General features: G+C 70.6%; 18 protein-coding genes. 4 read left to right on the top strand and 14 right to left on the bottom strand.

The features are described 5' to 3' along the window. The first annotated feature begins 109 nt into the window (after positions 1–109). The 3 genes from C9J87_RS03310 (at position 110) to C9J87_RS03300 (ending at position 2569) form a co-directional block, all read left to right on the top strand. Positions 110–742, top strand: a complete 633-nt coding sequence (locus C9J87_RS03310; protein ID WP_157953105.1) for a hypothetical protein — start codon at positions 110–112, stop codon at positions 740–742. An 83-nt stretch (positions 743–825) separates the two neighbouring features. Then, a complete protein-coding gene (locus tag C9J87_RS03305; protein ID WP_107704707.1) occupies positions 826–1335 on the top strand; it encodes a SigE family RNA polymerase sigma factor in 510 nt (169 codons plus the stop codon). Next, entirely contained in the window at positions 1328–2569 is a 1242-nt protein-coding gene (locus C9J87_RS03300) for a hypothetical protein (protein WP_107704706.1), read from the top strand. The genes C9J87_RS03305 and C9J87_RS03300 overlap by 8 nt, the downstream gene beginning before the upstream one ends. Positions 2570–2648: 79 nt before the next feature. Here the strand turns inward: C9J87_RS03300 and prfB are convergent, their stop codons facing one another. From prfB to C9J87_RS03235, 13 genes are all read right to left on the bottom strand, one after another. Then, the gene (gene prfB, locus C9J87_RS03295; protein WP_010831976.1) at positions 2649–3764 is read right to left on the bottom strand and encodes a peptide chain release factor 2; all 1116 of its coding nucleotides are present in this window, start codon (positions 3762–3764) and stop codon (positions 2649–2651) included. Positions 3765–3916: 152 nt separating this feature from the next. Further along, complete coding sequence (locus C9J87_RS03290) at positions 3917–4714, bottom strand: hypothetical protein (RefSeq protein ID WP_107704705.1); 798 nt, start codon at positions 4712–4714, stop codon at positions 3917–3919. Between the two features lie 75 nt (positions 4715–4789). Next, positions 4790–5230 (bottom strand): Tad domain-containing protein, encoded by a 441-nt coding sequence (locus C9J87_RS03285; protein ID WP_010831975.1) that lies wholly within the window; start codon positions 5228–5230, stop codon positions 4790–4792. Continuing rightward, the gene (locus C9J87_RS03280) at positions 5227–5691 is read right to left on the bottom strand and encodes a hypothetical protein (protein WP_010831974.1); all 465 of its coding nucleotides are present in this window, start codon (positions 5689–5691) and stop codon (positions 5227–5229) included. Before C9J87_RS03280 ends, C9J87_RS03285 begins: the two co-directional genes overlap by 4 nt. Next, positions 5688–6023 (bottom strand): TadE/TadG family type IV pilus assembly protein, encoded by a 336-nt coding sequence (locus C9J87_RS03275; RefSeq protein WP_232211618.1) that lies wholly within the window; start codon positions 6021–6023, stop codon positions 5688–5690. The genes C9J87_RS03280 and C9J87_RS03275 overlap by 4 nt, the downstream gene beginning before the upstream one ends. A gap of 67 nt (positions 6024–6090) precedes the next feature. Next, positions 6091–6288: a hypothetical protein gene (locus C9J87_RS03270; RefSeq protein ID WP_036490243.1), complete on the bottom strand. Its 198-nt coding sequence runs from the start codon at positions 6286–6288 to the stop codon at positions 6091–6093. 58 nt (positions 6289–6346) lie between these two features. Further along, a complete protein-coding gene (locus C9J87_RS03265; RefSeq protein ID WP_107704704.1) occupies positions 6347–7288 on the bottom strand; it encodes a type II secretion system F family protein in 942 nt (313 codons plus the stop codon). Next, positions 7285–8139, bottom strand: coding sequence for a type II secretion system F family protein (locus C9J87_RS03260; protein WP_010831972.1), 855 nt, complete (start codon positions 8137–8139; stop codon positions 7285–7287). The genes C9J87_RS03265 and C9J87_RS03260 overlap by 4 nt, the downstream gene beginning before the upstream one ends. Beyond that, complete coding sequence (locus tag C9J87_RS03255; RefSeq protein ID WP_107704703.1) at positions 8139–9392, bottom strand: CpaF family protein; 1254 nt, start codon at positions 9390–9392, stop codon at positions 8139–8141. The genes C9J87_RS03260 and C9J87_RS03255 overlap by 1 nt, the downstream gene beginning before the upstream one ends. A 138-nt stretch (positions 9393–9530) precedes the next feature. Further along, positions 9531–10223, bottom strand: coding sequence for a response regulator transcription factor (locus C9J87_RS03250; RefSeq protein ID WP_010831912.1), 693 nt, complete (start codon positions 10221–10223; stop codon positions 9531–9533). A gap of 70 nt (positions 10224–10293) precedes the next feature. After that, positions 10294–11187: a non-homologous end-joining DNA ligase gene (ligD, locus tag C9J87_RS03245; RefSeq protein ID WP_010831911.1), complete on the bottom strand. Its 894-nt coding sequence runs from the start codon at positions 11185–11187 to the stop codon at positions 10294–10296. Continuing rightward, positions 11184–12119, bottom strand: a complete 936-nt coding sequence (gene ligD / locus C9J87_RS03240) for a non-homologous end-joining DNA ligase (protein ID WP_107704702.1) — start codon at positions 12117–12119, stop codon at positions 11184–11186. Before ligD (C9J87_RS03240) ends, ligD (C9J87_RS03245) begins: the two co-directional genes overlap by 4 nt. Before the next feature lie 13 nt (positions 12120–12132). Then, on the bottom strand, positions 12133–13710 hold the full coding sequence (locus C9J87_RS03235) for an AMP-binding protein (protein ID WP_107704701.1): 1578 nt from the start codon (positions 13708–13710) through the stop codon (positions 12133–12135). Between the two features lie 46 nt (positions 13711–13756). On the opposite strand from C9J87_RS03235, the gene ku reads away from it, so the two are divergent. Beyond that, a complete protein-coding gene (ku, locus tag C9J87_RS03230) occupies positions 13757–14665 on the top strand; it encodes a non-homologous end joining protein Ku (RefSeq protein ID WP_107704700.1) in 909 nt (302 codons plus the stop codon). Between the two features lie 140 nt (positions 14666–14805). On the opposite strand, the gene C9J87_RS03225 is transcribed toward ku, so the two are convergent. Continuing rightward, complete coding sequence (locus C9J87_RS03225; RefSeq protein ID WP_198652238.1) at positions 14806–15711, bottom strand: SDR family NAD(P)-dependent oxidoreductase; 906 nt, start codon at positions 15709–15711, stop codon at positions 14806–14808.

The raw sequence follows: 15711 nt of genomic DNA, 5'->3' as shown, positions 1-15711 counted from the left end.
GCCTCCGGTTCGGTGAGATGCGTCGCTGCTCCACACCTCACCCGGAGGCCTTCACCTGTGTCTAGAGCCGCTGCCTAACCTCCGTGGACAGAACACCTAGGGTGGCGTGGTGCCTGTCTCATCCCGTACGCCGATGCGCCGGCGCCGCGCCCTGACGGCGACCGTGACCACGGTCGGCCTACTCGTGGCGCTCGCCGGGTGCACGGGCGATCCCGCGCCGCAGCAGCCCACGGCCGAGCCCACCGCGGAGTCGACACCGCTCACGGACTACGACACCTCCGGCCTCACGCTGACGCCGGACGACTTCTGCGCCAGGGTCGCCGAGCCCGCGGTCATGGCGGCACTGGACGGCGAGGCGACCGGGACGGATACGTGGCAGCCGGGGCGCCGGCTGCCCGGGAGCCGCGACATCAGCGACGAGTTCGGCTGCTCGTGGCAGGGCTCGTCGGCGACGGCCCGGGCGTGGGTCTTCGCGCCGCCCGTCTCGCCGCAGCGAGCCCGCGACTTCGTCCGGGAGACCCCGGGCCAGGGATGTGAGCGGCTCACCGCCGCTGCCGACCTCGGCTCCCCCAGCGTCGCGCAGCAGTGCCCGGACGCAGACGGTCGCACCGGCGTCTACGGCCTCGTCGGCAGCGCCTGGGTCGCCTGCGAGCTCAGCGGCCTCCGCGGGTCGCGCGAGGAGCGTGCCGCACGCGTCGGCGAGTGGTGCGTCGCCGTACTCGAAGCGCTGCGGACTGCCTGAGGCGACAATGCAACCCGGAGGCGCGGCCGGACGTGTCCTGTGCATCGGCGGCCACCGGGTCGCCACCTGACTCGGGGGACGAGATGGATCCAGAGCGCGACTTCTCCGCGTTCTACGACGCCACCTGGCGACGCACCGTGGCTGTGGCCTATGCCATGACCGGCGATCTCGGTGTCGCCGAGGACCTCGCCCAGGAGGCCTACAGCCGGGCCTGGCCGCGCTGGTCCACGCTGCGGTCCTACGACGACCCCGGCGCGTGGGTCCGGCAGGTGACCAGCCGGCTGGCGGTCAGTCGCTGGCGCCGTACGAAGACGGCGATGAACTTCCTGTCGCGGACTCGCCATCCCGAATCGGCCGCCGCGCCGGACGAGACGTCCGTCGTGCTGGTCCAGGCGCTGCGCACTCTGCCCGAGGCACAGAGACGGGCGCTGGTGCTGCACCACCTCGGCGAGCTGCCCGTCGCCGAGGTCGCCCGGATCGAGGGCTGCCCCGAGGGCACCATCAAGGCCCGTCTCTCGCGTGGTCGCGCGGCCCTCGCCGTCCTGCTGACTTCCTCCGAGCCTTCCGAGAACGGAGCACCCACTCATGCCTGACATCTTCGACCTCGACCGCGCCTTCGACGCGCTTGCCCACGACGTCATGGACCGCACGTCTCCCCCGTCCGCCGTCCACGCCATCGAGCAGGCCCGCCGTCGTCGCCGTACGGCGATCGCGACCGTCGCCCTGGCCGCTGCCGTCGCCGTGGCCGGTGTCGCGGTGCCGACACTGCTGCTCGACCGGTCCGGGGTCGAGTTCGCCGACGGTCTCCCGGAGTCCGCGCCGCTGGACGCAGCCGCGCTGAACGACGCGACTCGCGGGTGGATCTCCGGGTGGAGCGACGAACCCGGCGGCCCATGGTCGCAGCCGGGCTGCCTCATGGGGAGCGACGAACACCCTGAGCCGACTGAGCTGCGCCGCTCCAACTTCGGTGGTGGCCATGAGTCGAGCGCGATGCCACTCTTCCTGACCTTCGACAGCGCGACGTCCGCGGAGAGTGCGTGGAAGGCCCTCAACGCTCCGCTGACTCGTTGTCCGGGAGCAGATGTCACGGAGACGACGGCTCCCGACTATCCGGACGGGACCGCGGTGCGGCACTACTCCGTGTCGGACCGATCGGACGACGGCGGCGCGGCCCTGACCGATGTCTGGGTCGCACGCTCGGGCAACACCGTCGGCAGCTTGTGGCTGACCTCCGCTGCGGGTGTGGCGAGCGACGACGCGGTCGACACGCTCAGTGACGTCCTCGTCGCGGGGATGCTCGATGGATCCGCCCAGGTGCTGGAGCACCCGCAATCAGTCCCCGACGTGAAGCAGCGGCCGCACCTGCCACTCTTCGACGAGCGCGACCTCGCGTCCGCCCTGGACGGGTGGCGCGCAGCCGAACGTGCGAGCGGCGTGGTGCCGCCTCAGGTGCCGTGCCTGCCCGGGGGCAGGGGAACGGCAGGAGGGTCGTCAGGTGAACGCGACGGTGGCAGGCACTACGAGATCAAGGGCTACCTCGAGCCCGGGCCGGAGGCTGCCCGCTGGATGCAGGAGGCGGTGGCCCAGCTCCGCGACTGCGCCGTCACCACGATGACCGAGACCGCCCTGGCGGACGGCGTCCTCTTGTTCACCTTCGAGCTCGACGTCGAGGACGGCCACGGTGCGATCTGGCTGGCGGCCAACGAGGACCGGAACATGGCCTACTCGGTCAACGGCGCGGCCACGCCGTTGCCGGACGGGGTCGGAGAGCGAGTCGGGCGTGATCTCACCCGCGCCCTCGCGGTCCCCTGGGGCCCGGCGGAGTAGGGGCGCGCCGGCGCTGCGCCGTACGTCATGAGATCTGGCTGTTCGAACAGCCAGTCCCCATGACGTTGCGGTCAGCGGATCAGGCGTCGGCCTTCTCGGCGGCCTTGCGCCAGCGGATGCCGGCCTCGATGAAGCCGTCGAGGTCGCCGTCGAAGACCGAGGTGGGGTTGCCCGACTCGTAGCCGGTCCGCAGGTCCTTGACGATCTGGTAGGGGTTCAGCACGTAGTTGCGCATCTGGTCGCCCCACGAGGCCTGGACGTCGCCGCGCATGCCGTCGAGGTGGGCCTTCTCCTCGGCCTTCTTCAGGGCGAGGAGCTTGGCCTTGAGCACGACCATCGCGGATGCCTTGTTCTGCAGCTGCGACTTCTCGTTCTGGCAGGACACGACGGTGCCGGTGGGGATGTGGGTGAGGCGCACCGCGGAGTCGGTCGTGTTGACGGACTGGCCGCCGGGACCGCCGGAGCGGTAGACGTCGGTGCGGATCTCCTCGTCGGGGATGTCGATCTCGTCGGTCTGCTCGAGCACCGGCACGACCTCGACCGCCGCGAAGGAGGTCTGGCGACGGCCCTGGTTGTCGAAGGGGCTGATCCGCACGAGGCGGTGGGTGCCGGCCTCGACGGACAGCGTGCCGTAGGCGTAGGGCGCGTGGATGGCGAAGGTCGCGGACTTCAGGCCGGCTTCCTCGGCGTAGGACGTCTCGAAGACCTCGACGGGGTACTTGTGCTGCTCGGCCCAGCGGATGTACATCCGCATCAGGGTCTCGGCGAAGTCGGCCGCGTCCACACCACCAGCACCGGCGCGGATGCTGACCAGCGCCTCGCGGACGTCGTACTCACCGGAGAGGAGAGTGCGGATCTCCAGGGACTCGACGGACTTCTTGATCCGGTCGAGCTCCAGCTGGGAGTCCTCGAGGGTGGCGTCGTCACCCTCCTCCTGGGCCATCTCGACCATCAGCGCGAGGTCCTCGATGCGGCCCTCGAGGCCGGTGAACTTGTCCAGCTCACCCTGGAGGGCCGAGAGCCGGCCGGTGATGCGGGTGGCGCTGTCGACGTCGTCCCACAGGTCGGGGGCGGCGACCTGGTCGCCGAGGTCGGCGATCTCCTCGCGCATCTTGTCCAGGTCGAGGACCTGGCCGATGGTCTTCATGGTCGCCTGGAGCTGCTTGATCTCTTGGTCGAAGTCGGTGCCTGCCACAAAGGGCAACACTACGGGGCGGGCCATGGGCCGTCGATTCGGCGAGCCGCCCGGAGCCGACCCGACTTCTCGGGCGACTCCGGGCGGCTCCGTCGGGCGGTGCGGGCCCGACTTGAACGCTCCCGAGTGGGAAGGGGGAGCGAGCTCTCGGGCTACTTGGTGCAGAGCACCTCGGGCGTGGCGACGGCGACCCTGGAGACCTTGTCGGCGGCGGTGGCCGTGGCGGTCAGCTCGTAGCTGATCCGGAACGCGTCGGTGATGTTGACCTCGTGGTCCTCGACGAGCTGGCCGATCGCGAGGCCGGAGGCGAAGGCAACGTTGCCGTCGACCTTGAGGGCCGCGATGCCGGTGCTGTCGCTGGCGGAGTCGTCGGTGAGGGCGTAGCTCGCGCGCAGCTTGAGGCACTTCTTGCCCAGCGTGTACTCCACCGACGACGGCGTGCCGGTCTTGTCGGTCACGATGCTGGCGGCGTAGTTCTCGGTGGCGATCACGGCGTTGGTGACGAACACATTGGTGGCCGGCCCGCGGGAGCGGTAGCCGAGCTTCTCCCAGCCGTAGACCACGAGCTCGAGCTCCTGGCTCACGCCCTTCTTGATGCTGCCCGCGGCCGGCTTGAGCACGCGGTAGAACCGGGTGCCGGCGGTGCTCGGCTCGTCCTTGAGCAGGAACGTGCCGTTGGCCTTGATCTTGGCCTTGCCGGAGACCGCCCACTTCTTCTTGCCGTCCATGCGCTGCTGCAGGACGACCTTGTCGCCGACGGCCTTCGGGCTGACCTTGCCGCGGATCTTCACGACGTCCTCGTCGGCGATCGCCATCGTCTTGTTGATCTTGGCGGTGACCGAGTAGGCCACCTTGCGCTCGGCGGTGGTGTCGCTCGCGGTGGCCGTGGTGGCAACGAGCGGGGTGGCGATCAGTGCGAGACCGGCGCCGGCGGTGATGAATCGGTTCATGGGATTCCCCCTGTCAGTGTCGCCCGTTGTGGGCTGCTGCAAGAGGGATGCGCCGGTGGGTCGATTAGTTGTCGCTCAGTTGCCCTGGACCGTCACGGCGGCGGTGCTGCTCGCCCCGACGACGGGTTTCGTCGGACTTCCCGGGATGCGCATCGGCAGGTCGACGGGCGCACTCAGGGTCACGGTCACCGACCGGTCGACGACGTTCACCCGGGCGTCGACCTCGAGGCCGGGGTAGGTCCTGTCCGCCCCGATGGACTGCAGGTAGGCGACCACGACCTTCTCGACGGCCCCCTTCTCCTGCAGCAACCGCTCGACGTCCAGGCCCTCGCCGTACACACCCGCAGCGCCGAGGTCGGCCCCGCGCAGCGCCGCGCCGTCGGCCAGGGTGTCCAGCGCCTGCCGCTGGAGATAGGCGGACGACGCGTTGACGACCAGGGCGACGCCCATCAGCAGGACGGCCGCGAGACCGACGATGAGCGGGATCGTCGAGCCACGCTCGTCGCGGCGCCTCACTCCTCGACCCCTTGCTCTTCGTGGGGTACGGCGACGAACTGGCCGATCGGCACGGTGTGCGTCGCCGTCAGCTTGAACGAGTCCCGCTGGTCGCCGAGCACCGCGGGCAGGAACGGCAGCGTGACCCCGGAGGCGATCCGGACGGTGATCATCGAGGTGCCGGTGTGACAGTTCTTCGGGAAGGGGACGCACGACACGTGCACCTTGCCGGTCTGCCCGTCGCCGCCCTGGTCGGCGAGCGTCTGGTCGACGACCGCCTGCGCCCGGGCGGCACCGGTCGCGTCGTCCGGCGCCAGCGCATAGGCGCGCGCCGCCGCCCGGGCCGCGCCGTTGACGGCGAAGGCGCCGCGCTGCACCTCGAACACGGAGATGACGATCCAGGTGATCGGGATGAAGAGGATCAGCCCGACCCAGCAGAACTCGACGAGCGCACTCCCCTGCTCGTCAGCCCGAATCCTCATGGCGACTCGATGATCGCGTTGCCACTGACCTCGAGGCGGATCGCCGGTCCGCCCAGTCCGAGCGCCGGGACCTCGGCGACGATCACGACCTTGTAGGCGGGCGCACCACCGATCGTCGTGCCTTGGATGTCGATGTCCTGGGCGAACTTCTCGTTGAGGGTGCCCACGATCTGCTCGGCCGCCTTCGCCCTGCCGTCGTCGGCCGTCGCCCCGACGACGGCCGCGCGACGCGCCCCCTCGGCCGCGGCGGAGGAGAGCGTGTTGCGCACGTGCAGGACGAGCGCGAGCTGGAGCAACCCGGCGAACAGCGGGAGCAGGACCAGCAGGATCATCACGAAGTCCACCACCGCGCTGCCACGCTCTGACCTCGTGCGGGATCGGAGGCAGCCGAGCATCGGGCTACTTGACCGAGTCGAACGCGCGAGTCAGCAGGGCCTTGAGCGGCTCTTCGGCGAAGCCGAAGATCACGATCGCCAGGCCGACCGTCATCACGGTCACCATCACCCAGCCGGGCACGTCTCCCCGCTCGTCACGCCGGCGAGGCTCGGTCATCGCGACGTAGAGGCGCAGGAGCTGGTCGAGAGTGGTGTTGATCATCGGTTTCCCCGTTCGGTTCGTTCGGACGTGCACAGAGGTGGGTGTGGATCGGCGGTGCTCACGGCACCACCAGGCTGAGGCCGATGGCGCCGGGGAAGAAGGCGAAGAGGACCGTCACCGGCAGGACCAGGAAGACGACGGGCGCCATCATCAGGACCTCCTTGCGGGCGGCGGTCTCGATCAGGTTGCGGCGACCGGCCTCGCGCACGTCCGCGGCCTGGGCGTGCAGCACGTCGGCCAGCGGAGTCCCGCGCTCGATGGCGACCGAGATGCCGGTCGCGAAGCGGGCCACGAGCGGCAACCCGGTCGTGGCGGCGAGCCGGTCGAAGCCGGCCGCGACGGGGGTGCCGGTGCGGATGTCGGCCAGCACACGGCTGAGGTCGGCGGACAGCTCGCCCCCGCTGCGGCGTACGACACGATCGAGCGCAGCGACCGGGCTCTCGCCCGCGGCCACCGCGAGGGCGAGCAGCTCGGCGACCGTCGGGAACTCGGTGATGATCTGTCGCTCGCGGTTGGTCGCCTGGGAGCTGAGACGGTTGTCGCGGGCCATGACCCCGAGCACGAAGCCCAGGCCGCACAGCAGCAAGGAGGTGATCGGCGCGACCGACCCCGAGAGCGCCTTGAGGAGGGAGTATGCGGCCACCAGCCCGAAGCCGGCGAGCCCCCACAGCACCTGCTCGATCCGGAACTCGTGCACGGTCTTGGGGATCGCTGCGCGCTCGAGGCGGCGCCGCACCGACGTCGCACCGCCGAGGACCTTCTCGACGAGGTCGGCGGTGGAGCGGAGGAAGGGTCCGAAGATGCCGGCCGCCGCGACCGTCGGCGACGACGACGTGACCTTGAGGCTGGGGGTGCGCCCGACCTGCGGCAGGTCGCGGACGTAGGGCAGCACGCGCAGCGCGAGCTGGGGGCGCCGGATCACCAGGATCCGGGCGGCGATCAGCAGCACCCCCGCAGCCGCTGCGGCTCCGAGCACCGCTCCCCACAGCGACGCGCTCATGCCAGGATCCGTCGCTCGACGGGCAGCCGGCCGATGCGCATCATCAGCCGGTAGGCAGTCAGGCACAGCACGGCACCGATCACGAGCACCACGACGCCCGCGCCGGACGAGTAGGCGGTGACGGAGCCGGACTGGAAGGACATCAGCAGCAGGACGACCCAGGGCGCGGCCACGGCCAGCCGGGCGCCGTTGACCGTCCACGCCTGGCGCGACTCCATCTCGGAGCGGGTGCGCGCCTCGTCGCGGAGATAGCCCGAGAGGTTGCGCAGCAGCCGGCCGAGCTCACCTCCACCCACCTCGCGGGCGATCCGCAGGCCCTCGACGACGCGGTCGCCGACGGGGTCGGCCAAGCGCACCTTGAGCCGGTCGAGCGACTCGTGGAAGCGGCCGGTGACCTGGTAGTCGAGCGCGAACTGGTCGAAGGAGTCACGCAACGGCTCGGGGCCGTTGGTGCCCAGCGCCGAGAGCGCGTCGGGCAGCGAGAGTCCGGCGCGTACGGCGCTGGCGAGGTTGTCGACGGCGTCGGGCCAGACCTCGGCGAACTCGCGCTGGCGCTTGGCTGCGCGCTGCTTGACCACGGCGACGGGCGTGTAGCCCGCCATCAGCGCGAACGTGATGGACACCGGCACGGTGCGCGAGACCGCCTGGATGACGACGAACGCGACCACGGCGAAGACGACGCACAACGCCGCGAGACTGGCGACCGAGACGTCACCGAGCCCGGCCCTGGCCAGCAGCTGGCGTCCACGGCCGCCGCCGGGCCTGGGCTCCTTCGGCGTCCGCGGCACGAAGAAGGCCGACCAGATCAGCAGCAGGCCCAGGCCGGTGCCGAGCCCGACGAGCGCACCCATCAGTGGACCCCGTTGAGGATCTGGTGCAGGTCGATGCCGATCCGCTCGAAGCGCTCGAGCCGCGAGGGCATCCCGGCACCGCGGCGCAGCTCGCCGCCCACGCGCTCGAAGATGGGCTCGACCTCGATGATGTCGTTCTCCACCCGGCCGGGCACGGAGACGATCTCGTTGACCCGGCGGACACCCTGGGCGTCGATGCCGAGGTGCACGACGAGGTCGACCGAGCTCGCCACCGTCGGGACGACGAAGCGCGCGGAGATGTTCTCGCCCGCCAGCAGCGGCAGCGTGCACATCTTGACCAGCGCCTCGCGGGCGCTGTTGGCGTGCAGCGTGCACATGCCGGGCAGGCCGGCGTTGAGGGCGAGCAGGAGGTCCAGGCACTCCTCGGCGCGGACCTCGCCGACGATGACCCGGCTGGGGCGCATGCGCAGCGCCTCCTTGACCAGGTCGCGCAGCCGGATCTCGCCGGTGCCCTCGAGGCCCGCCTGCCGGGTCTGCATGGGCACCCAGTCGGGGTGGTTGAACTGGAGCTCGAAGACCTCCTCCGCGGACACGACCCGGTCCCCACCGGGGATCGAGGCGGCGAGACAGTTGAGGAAGGTCGTCTTGCCGGCCTGGGTGCCGCCGGCGACCAGGACGTTGAGACCGGCGCGGATCGCCGCGTCGAGGAAGGCCGCGGCCTGCGCCGACATGCTGCCGAGCTCCACGAGGTCGTCGAGGCGGCGGGCCCGGACGACGAACTTGCGGATGTTGACGGCCGAGAACCCGCGGCTGATGCCCTCGAGCACGACGTGCAGCCGGTGCCCCTCGGGCAGCATCGCGTCCACGAACGGCTGGGAGATGTCGATGCGGCGACCGCTCGACTTCAGCATCCGCTCGATCAGCTCGTGCACCTGGGCCGCCGACAGCATCAGGTTGGTCAGCTCGTGCCGCCCGCGCCGGGCGATGAAGACCCGGCTCGGGTCGTTGATCCAGACCTCCTCGACCTCGGGGTCGTCGAGGAACGGCTGCAGCGCGCCGAAGCCGGAGACCCGGGCGATCAGCTCGCCGACGACGGCACCGGGATCGGCGACCGGGACGACGGCACCGGTCAGGCTGCGCTCGTCGTGGCGGCGGACGACGTCCTCGGCGATGCGACGCACGATCAGTGCATCGCGCTGGGGGTCGACCCCTTCGGTGCGAACCTGCTCGCGCACCCGCGCGTCGAGCTCCTCGATGAGGTCGGCGTGCGTGTCTGGACGCGTCAGCGTCATGGCGTAGTCCCCTGTCCCGAGATCGGCTACGGGCTAGAGGCTAAATGAGGGTGGACCAGACCACCACTGGCGAAGAACAGCCTGTGGACAACGTCGCGTCGGGGACGCCACACGAGGCGTCACCCGTCACACCAGGGCTCAGCCGTCGCCCTCGAGCCGGAACCCCACCCCACGGATCGCCACGACGCGATCGCGGGCGCCGGCCTCGTCGAGCTTGCTGCGCAGTCGGCCGATGGTCACGTCGAGCGTCTTGGTCGAGCCGAACCAGTTCTCGTCCCAGACCTCGTTCATCAGGGTCTCGCGGGTGACGACCTTGTCCCGGCTGGCGGCCAGCAGCGCGAGCACGTCGAACTCCTTGGCCGTGAGGGCGAGCTCGACCTGCTCGATGGTGACCCGGCGGGCGTCGACGTCGACGCGGAGCCCGGAGGCGGTCTCGGTCGTGGTGACGCGGTTGTCGCCACGACCCGACTGGCTGCGACGCAGCAGCGCGCGGACCCGCGCCTGGAGCTCGGCCAGCCCGAAGGGCTTGACGAGGTAGTCGTCGGCCCCGAAGTCCAGACCGACCACGCGGTCGAGCTCGCCGCCGCGGGCGGTGACGATCATGATGCCGCCCTCGAAGCCGGCGGTGCGGGCGGCCCGGCAGACGTCGAGGCCGTCCATGTCGGGCAGCCCCAGGTCGAGGATCAAGATGTCGGGCGACTCGAGCCGCAGGTGCTCCAGCGCGCCGCGGCCGGAGTCGAGCCAGGTGACGTCGTAGCCCTCTCGTTCGAGCGTGCGAACGAGCGGAAATGCGATGTCTTCCTCGTCCTCGACGACCAGCACCCGCGCCATACCGGCGAGCATAAGGCTGATTGGGTGACAGCGAGCCTGAACGCCGGAGCCGGGCGTCCGGCATCGGTCCTCAGGCGTCGAAGAGGTCGCCGTGGTCCTGCACCCGCTCGAGGACCTCCTCGAAGCGGAACTGCTCCAGCCCGAGGGGGTCGTGCGCCCCGAGCTCGACCTCGTCCCAGGTGACGGGGGTGGCCACGGTGGGGCGCTCGCGCCCGCGCATGGAGTACGGCGAGATGGTGGTCTTGGAGCCGGAGTTCTGCGACCAGTCGAGGAACACCTTGCCGGGCCGCTTGGCCTTCGTCATGCTCGCCGTGATCAGCCCGGGGTCGGCCTTCTGCAGCTCCTCGGCGACCTCCTTGGCCAGCGCGGTGGTGCCGTCGCTGTCGAGCTTGCGGGGCAGTGCGGCGTAGAGGTGGAGGCCCTTGCTGCCGCTGGTCACGGGACTGCACGACAGGTCGCGCTCGGCGAGCGCGTCGCGGACCTTGAGCGCGACCTGGCAGCACTCGTGCAGGCCGGCCGGCTCCCCCGGGTCGAGGTCGATGACGAGCCGGTCGGGCTTGCGTGGCTTGCCGGCCTTGGTCACCTGCCACTGGTGCACGTGCAGCTCGAGCGCGGCGAGGTTGACCAGCCACGTCAGGGTCGCGAGGTCGTCGCAGATCGGGAACCGCAGGGTGTCGCTGTCCGAGCTCGCGCGGCTGCCGGTGGTCGGCACCGTCGCCGTACGCACCCACGACGGGGTGCCCGACGGCGCGTTCTTCTCGAAGAAGCTCCCCGCCTGCACGCCGTGCGGCCAGCGGATGCGGGTGACCGCGCGATCCTCGAGGTGCGGGAGGAGGACCCCGGAGATCGAGGCGTAGTAGTTGAGCACCTCACCCTTGGTGGTGCCGGTGCGCGGATAGAGCACCTTGTCGAGGTTGCTGATCTTGAGCGTGCGGCCGTCGACGTCGACGTGGATGTCGTTCATGTCAGTAGGTCCTCCGGCCCGATGTCGTTGCGGACGCCGCGGTAGGACGGCTGGCGCAGGCGCTTGACGGGCGGGCGGTTGTGGGAGTCGACGTCCACCACGACCAGCGGCTCGACCCAGTGGGTGCCGGCCGCGTCCTCGCGGGGAACCTCGTCGGCGAACGGCGACTCCCCCACCTCGAGCGGCTTGACCAGCTCGGACAGCAGCTTGGACGCGGCGCCGCCGATGCCGCTGCCGACCCGGCCTCGGTAGATCAGGCCGTCGGCCGTCGGCTCCCCGACGAGCACGGACGCGAGCCGGTCGGTGGTGCCCTCCTGGGGGCGCCAGCCGGCCACGACGTAGGAGAAGCGGTGCCGGTGCGCCAGCTTGATCCAGTCCTTGCTGCGCGCGTCGAAGGTGTAGCGCGAGGACAGCCGCTTGGAGACGATCCCCTCCAGCCCCTGCTGCCGGGTCGCGTCGAAGAGCATCGCGCCGTCGTCGTACGCCGCTGGCACCTGCCACGAGGCGTCGAGCCCGAGCCCCGCCAGCCGTTCCCGGCGATCGCCCAGGGGCAGGCCGCTGAGGTCCTCACCGTCGAGGCGCAGCAGGTCGAAGACCATGTAGGTCGCGGGGATCCGCTCGGCCAGCCGGGCCGCCGAGGTCGCCGAGCGCACGTGCATCCGCTCCTGCAGGACGCCGAAGTCGGGCAGCCCGTCGGCGTTGAGCCCGATGATCTCGCCGTCGACGAGCAGGTCACGATCGCCGAGCGGGCTGGGCGCGATCTCGGGCCAGGCGATCGAGGCGTTGTTGCCGTTGCGAGTGAACAGGCGCGCGCGACCGCCCTCGCCGGCGACGACGTCGGCGAGGATCCGCACGCCGTCCCACTTCACCTCGTGCGACCAGCCGGTCCCGGTCGGGACGTGGGTGCCCTTCGTGGCGAGCATCGGACGCATGGAGGTGAGTCTGTCAGGAGCCCGTGAGCTCCACCGCTCGCGCGGTGGCGGCCGGGTAGTCGACCTTGCTGACCGGCGTGCGCGGCACGGCCTCGACGAAGAAGACCTGCTTGGGCACCTTGTAGTTGGCGATCAGCGCGTGGGCGTGCGCGATCAGGTCCTCCTCGGTCAGCTCGGCCCCCTCGCGCCGGTGCACCAGCGCCGTGACCTGCTGGCCCCAGCGCTCGTGCGGGGTGCCGACCACGACCGCGTCGAAGACGCCCTCGTGGCGCAGCAGCACGGCCTCGACCTCCTCGGGGTGCACCTTCTCGCCACCGGTGTTGATGCACACCGAGCCCCGGCCGAGCACGGTCACCGTGCCGTCCTCCTCGCGCCGGGCGAAGTCGCCGGGGATGACCCAGCGGACGCCGTCGACCTCCTTGAAGGTCGCCGCCGTCTTCTTCTCGTCCTTGTAGTAGCCGAGCGGGATCGGGCCGGAGCGCCCGAGCATGCCGCGCTCCCCCACGGCCGCCGGCGTCAGGTCGGGCGTGAAGACCTGCACCTCGTCGGTGACGCCGAAGCGGGCCGACCCGTCGCCGTCCCCTGTGTCGAACGACGAGCCGGTGGCGCCGGACTCGGAGGCGCCGTACGAGTCGAGGATGAACTTGCCCGGGAAGGCGGCCCGGATCTCCTCGCGCACGCCGAGCGAGAGCGGTGCGGCTCCGTTGGAGATCGCCGCGAGCCCGCTGAGGTCCCAGCGGTCCGGCTCGGCGAGCACGGCCTCCGCGATCGGGCGGGCCATCGCGTCGCCCAGCATCGCGAGCGAGACGGTGCGCGACTTGGCGGCGAGGTCAAGCACGCGCTCGGCGTCGAAGTTGGGCTCCGTGTAGTAGGCGATCTGCTGCCCGGCGACGAGCGCGTTGCCCATGATCCACTGGCTGCCGCCGTGCATCAGCGGGCCGCAGGCCATCAGCACCATCGGGCTCTCGTTGGCCGCCGCCTCCACCGCGAGGGCCTCGACCGACTCGATCGGCGCGCCGTAGCGCGCGGCGTTGAGGGCCGCCCGGACGAGGTCGGCCTGCCGCCAGACCACGCCCTTGGGCGAGCCGGTGGTGCCGCCGGTGTAGATGACGTAGTGGTCGTCGTCCGAGCGGTCGACCTCGGGACGCTCGCCGCTGGCGGCGGCCATCGCTTCGCCGTACGACTCGTCCATGACCAGGACGTGCTTCAGCCCGGCGAGCAGGTCGCCGGCGACCTCGACGTAGTCGGGCGCGATGACGGCCGCGACGCAGTCGGCGTTGTCGTAGAGGTGGGCGAGCTCGTCGCGGAGGTACTTGTAGTTGATGTTGATCGGCACCGCGCCGATCTTGAGCGTGCCGAAGAAGGCGTCGATCCACTCGATCCGGTTGTGCGCGTGTACGGCGACGTGGTCACCGCGCCCGATTCCCTGAGCGAGCAGGTGGTGGGCGAGCCGGTTGGCGCGCTCGTCGACCTGCGCGTAGGTGTAGGCGGTGTCGAGGGTCTCGACGAAGGTGCGGTCGCCGACGGCATCGGCCATCGCCTCGAGGACGTCGGGAATGGTCAGCGGGCGAGGCGGCGCGGCGTCGGTCACGCGCTCAGGGTCCTACAAGAACGTGTTCTGGTCTACGGTTTGAACCATGCGCGCCATCTGGAAGGGCTCTGTCTCGTTCGGTCTCGTGAACGTGCCGGTGAAGCTCTACTCGGCCACCGAGTCCCACGACGTCTCGTTCCGCCAGGTCCATGCGAAGGACGGCGGGCGGATCAAGTACCAGCGCGTCTGCTCGATCGACGGCGAGGAGGTGCCCTACTCCGACATCGCCAAGGGCTACGAGACCGAGGACGGCGAGATGGTCATCCTCACCGACGACGACCTCGCCGAGCTGCCCTCGACGTCGTCGCGCGAGATCGCCGTCGAGAAGTTCGTGCCGAGCGAGCAGATCGACCCGATGATGTTCGAGAAGTCCTACTACCTCGAGCCCGAGAAGTCGGGGGCCAAGCCCTACGCCCTGCTCCGCCAGGCGCTCCAGGATGCCGACCGGATGGCGGTCGTGACCGTCGCGCTGCGCCAGCGCACCTCGATCGCGGTCCTGCGCGTGCGCGACGACGTGATCGTCCTGCAGACCATGATGTGGCCCGACGAGGTCCGCCAGCCCGACTTCACGATCGAGCCCGGCGACGTCAAGGACTCCGAGGTCAAGATGGCCCACATGCTCGTCGAGACCCTGGCCGGCGACTTCGCCCCCTCGGAGTTCGAGGACGACTACGCCGGTGCCGTCGAGACCCTGGTCAAGACGAAGATCGAGGGCGGCGAGGTCAAGAAGACCGCCACCTCCACCAAGTCCTCCGGCGAGGTCGTCGACCTGCTCGCCGCGCTGCAGAAGTCGGTCGCGGCCGCGAAGTCGGCCCGGGGCGAGGCGCCCGCAGCCTCCGACGACACCGAGGACGAGAAGCCCGCGAAGAAGACGCCGGCCGCGAAGAAGACGCCGGCCAAGAAGGCCGCGAAGAAGGCTCCCGCCAAGAAGGCCGCGGCGAAGAAGGCCAGCTAGGTCGCTCGGGCTTCAACTGCAGGCAGTTCGCGGGCCGTACGGCGCAGCCGAGCGTGCCCACGCCGTACGAGCCTCCAACTGCCTGCAGTTGGAGTCCTGGACACGGCGCGTCAGCGAACGTCCGGGACCATCCGCTTCTGCTACGACGCGGTCGGGGCGGGATCTCGTTGTGCTGCGACCTCGCCGCGCGCCGCAGCGGAGTCGGGGACACGCCGCGCCATCTCGGCGAAGACGAAGTCGGCCAGCCGCGGGCTCACGAGGTTGAAGACCTCGCTGACCGAGCCGACGATGCCGTCGACGGTGATCGGCCTGTCCTCGAGCGCCCGCACGATCCGCTCGGCGCAGTGCTCGGGACTCTCGGCCCGACTGTTCTTGTAGGCGTCCGTCGGGCCGATCATGTCGGTCGCGACCAGGGAGACGCGGACGTTGGTGCAGGTGACGTTGTCGAAGAACGCCTCGCGCCCCATGATCCGGCCGAAGACGTCGAGCGCGCTCTTGGCTGCGATGTAGGCCGCGAACTTCGGCGCCTTGATCTGGTTGCCCCAGGTCACGATGTTCACGACGTGGCCGAACTTCTGCTCGCGCATCGCGGGCAGCAGGCCCATCGTGAGCCGCACCGGCCCGAAGAAGTTGACCGCCATCATCCGCTCGAAGTCGTGGAAGCGGTCGTAGGACAGCTCCAGCGAGCGCCGGATCGAGCGCCCGGCGTTGTTGACGAGGTAGTCGACGGCACCGTGCTGGGCGAGGACCTCCGCGACGAGTGCGTCGACACCCTCGCCGTCGGTCAGGTCCACGGTGTACGTCGATGCGCGACCGCCCCGAGCCTCGACCTCGGCCCGCACGCGGTCGAGCTCCTCGGCCCGCCGGGCCACGAGCAGGACGTGGGCGCCACGGCTTGCTGCGGCGTACGCCGTGTGCTCACCGATCCCGGACGAGGCGCCGGTGATCAGGACGGTGGCGCCGAGCAGCGGGCTCGGTGCGCTCGGGCGCAGGGTGCGGTGCAGGCGGGAGAGCGCGGCGAGGGGGGTCTGGAGCAGCAGGGTCAC

The organism is Nocardioides allogilvus (genome assembly GCF_003047285.1).
In the GTDB taxonomy this organism is placed as follows: Bacteria; Actinomycetota; Actinomycetes; order Propionibacteriales; family Nocardioidaceae; genus Nocardioides; species Nocardioides allogilvus.
Note: the sequence above shows the minus strand (reverse complement) of the source record. Positions and strands in the feature narration are given on the sequence as shown.

Bases quoted from the DNA above. Each gene is read 5' to 3' on its own strand.
- C9J87_RS03305 (WP_107704707.1), top strand. From the start codon at position 826: ATGGATCCAGAGCGCGACTTCTCCGCGTTCTACGACGCCACCTGGCGA.
- C9J87_RS03300 (WP_107704706.1), top strand. From the start codon at position 1,328: ATGCCTGACATCTTCGACCTCGACCGCGCCTTCGACGCGCTTGCCCAC.
- C9J87_RS03290 (WP_107704705.1), bottom strand. From the start codon at position 4,714: ATGAACCGATTCATCACCGCCGGCGCCGGTCTCGCACTGATCGCCACC.
- C9J87_RS03280 (WP_010831974.1), bottom strand. From the start codon at position 5,691: ATGAGGATTCGGGCTGACGAGCAGGGGAGTGCGCTCGTCGAGTTCTGC.
- C9J87_RS03275 (WP_232211618.1), bottom strand. From the start codon at position 6,023: ATGATCCTGCTGGTCCTGCTCCCGCTGTTCGCCGGGTTGCTCCAGCTC.
- C9J87_RS03270 (WP_036490243.1), bottom strand. From the start codon at position 6,288: ATGATCAACACCACTCTCGACCAGCTCCTGCGCCTCTACGTCGCGATG.
- C9J87_RS03265 (WP_107704704.1), bottom strand. From the start codon at position 7,288: ATGAGCGCGTCGCTGTGGGGAGCGGTGCTCGGAGCCGCAGCGGCTGCG.
- C9J87_RS03260 (WP_010831972.1), bottom strand. From the start codon at position 8,139: ATGGGTGCGCTCGTCGGGCTCGGCACCGGCCTGGGCCTGCTGCTGATC.
- C9J87_RS03255 (WP_107704703.1), bottom strand. From the start codon at position 9,392: ATGACGCTGACGCGTCCAGACACGCACGCCGACCTCATCGAGGAGCTC.
- C9J87_RS03250 (WP_010831912.1), bottom strand. From the start codon at position 10,223: ATGGCGCGGGTGCTGGTCGTCGAGGACGAGGAAGACATCGCATTTCCG.
- ligD (WP_010831911.1), bottom strand. From the start codon at position 11,187: ATGAACGACATCCACGTCGACGTCGACGGCCGCACGCTCAAGATCAGC.
- ligD (WP_107704702.1), bottom strand. From the start codon at position 12,119: ATGCGTCCGATGCTCGCCACGAAGGGCACCCACGTCCCGACCGGGACC.
- ku (WP_107704700.1), top strand. From the start codon at position 13,757: ATGCGCGCCATCTGGAAGGGCTCTGTCTCGTTCGGTCTCGTGAACGTG.